This is a genomic window from Dietzia cercidiphylli (assembly GCF_014145145.1).
Lineage (GTDB): Bacteria > Actinomycetota > Actinomycetes > Mycobacteriales > Mycobacteriaceae > Dietzia > Dietzia natronolimnaea.
This window is the reverse complement of sequence record NZ_JAALEA010000036.1, coordinates 1-1796: the sequence shown is the minus strand read 5'-3', so window position 1 is coordinate 1796 and position 1796 is coordinate 1. Positions and strand designations below refer to the sequence as shown.

Genomic DNA, 1796 nt, shown 5'->3' with positions numbered 1-1796 from the left:
CGCCACGTCGACCGCCCGACCCCGGTCCACCGTGTCGATCGCGCTGTGCGCGGCGGTGCGCAGCAGCAGCCACGCGCCCCCCGCCGCGGCGGCCAGCACCAGGATGACGATCGCGGTGGCGATCACGGTGGTGGCCGTGCGGATCGGCCAGCGTCGGGGCGTCGCGAGAACCTCGCTGCTCAGGGGTGCTGTCCGGGGGGGCTCTGCTCGTGGGGGCACGGCTCCATTGTGCGGCCACGTGGGCCCGACGGGCAGGACTGGAACACGTGTTAGCGTCGCGAGATGAGGGAATCGACGCACCACGGCCCGGAACCCCGGCTCGGACTGACCTTCAGCCAGAACGGGGACGGCACCGTGAGCTGGCACCAGCCGGTCGCCGACCAGTTCGTGGACCCGTCCGGGCGCTTCGCCACGGGGGCCCTGGCGGTGTTGGTCGACTCCGGTCTCGGGGCCGAGAACCACCGCCGTCGTCCCGAGGGGATGTGGACCGTCACCACCGAACTCCGCCTGGATCTGCTGGCGCGCCCCCGTGAGGGGTCGACCGGACTGGGCGTGCGCACGGACCACCTGGGCGACGACGGCCACTGCCTCACCACGCGGGGCGACGTCCTCGATGACGACGGCGAGGTGGTCGCCGCGGGGCTGGTGAAGTCGATGGAGATCGCGGGGGTCGTGGACCCGGATGACTACGACGACGAGCCGCCGTGGCCCTCCGCGTTGGCGCCGGGAACGCTGGCCGAGGTGTTGTGCCTGACGGTGGACCACCACGATGACGGCCCGGGGGACACCCGCGCGGTGGAGGCCGTGATCGCCCCCGAACCGGCGCTCGCCAACCCGCTGGGGAACCTGCACGGCGGGGTCTTCGCGGCCGTCGCGGAGGTGGCCGGTGCCGCGGTGTTCCCGCACGAGCGAGACGTCAGTTCGTCCTCGCTCGACGTGAGGTACGTGCGGCAGATCCCGCTCGTCGGCCCGGTCACGGTGCGCGCCGAGGCGCTCCACGACGGTCGGAGCTGGGGGATCGCGCAGGCGGTCACGCGGGACGCCCGCGGCCGGGTGTGTGCGGTGGCGTCGGTCACTGTCTACGGCAGGCGGTAGATTGTTGCCGTGTCACTCAAGTACGGTCGAGGTGTCCACGACATCGATCGACGGAGGAGACGCGAGTGAAGATCGGCATCATCCTGGGCAGTGTCCGTGACGAGCGGGGCGGCGCGGCCGTGGCCGACTGGGTCACCGCGGAGGCGTCATCGCGGGAGCTCGCCACCTACGACCTGGTCGACCTCAAGTCCTTCGACGTCCCGCTCCTCACCTCGGCCACCGTGCCGGGTGCCGCGAACAAGCAGTACGACGACGAGCGGGTCACCCGGTGGAGTGAGGCGATCGACTCCTACGACGCCTTCATCTTCGTGACCCCCGAGTACAACCACGGCGTTCCCGGCGCTCTGAAGAACGCCTTCGACTCCCTCGGTGACGAGTGGGCGGACAAGCCGGTCGCCTTTGTCTCCTACGGCGCCGAGGGCGGGGTACGGGCCGTGGAGCAGTGGCGCCAGATCGTCGCGAACTTCCGGATGTTCGGCGTCCGGCAGCAGGTGTCGCTGAGCCTGTTCACCGAGTTCGGCCCGGAGGGTCTCCAGCCGAACGACCGGCGCGCGGGGGAGATCTCCACCCTCTTCGACCAGCTCGAGGACGCGGTCCGTCGGTTCGCGCCGATCCCCGCGGGCAGCGCCTAGGGCTCGACGCGCCCGACTCTCGACGGGTCAACGACCGCCGGCCCGCCTCCACACGGAGGCGGGCCGGCG

General features: G+C 71.7%; 2 protein-coding genes and 1 pseudogene. 2 read left to right on the top strand and 1 reads right to left on the bottom strand.

Annotation, left to right across the window (positions count from 1 at the left end; genetic code table 11):
* Positions 1–219 (bottom strand): annotated as a pseudogene (locus G6028_RS01965) (sensor histidine kinase); the annotation flags it as partial.
* Positions 220–282: 63 nt separating this feature from the next.
* Between G6028_RS01965 and G6028_RS01960 the strand changes: the two are divergent.
* Complete coding sequence (locus G6028_RS01960; protein WP_182639630.1) at positions 283–1095, top strand: PaaI family thioesterase; 813 nt, start codon at positions 283–285, stop codon at positions 1093–1095.
* 65 nt (positions 1096–1160) lie between these two features.
* A complete protein-coding gene (locus G6028_RS01955) occupies positions 1161–1727 on the top strand; it encodes an NADPH-dependent FMN reductase (protein WP_182639629.1) in 567 nt (188 codons plus the stop codon).
* Positions 1728–1796 lie beyond the last annotated feature (69 nt).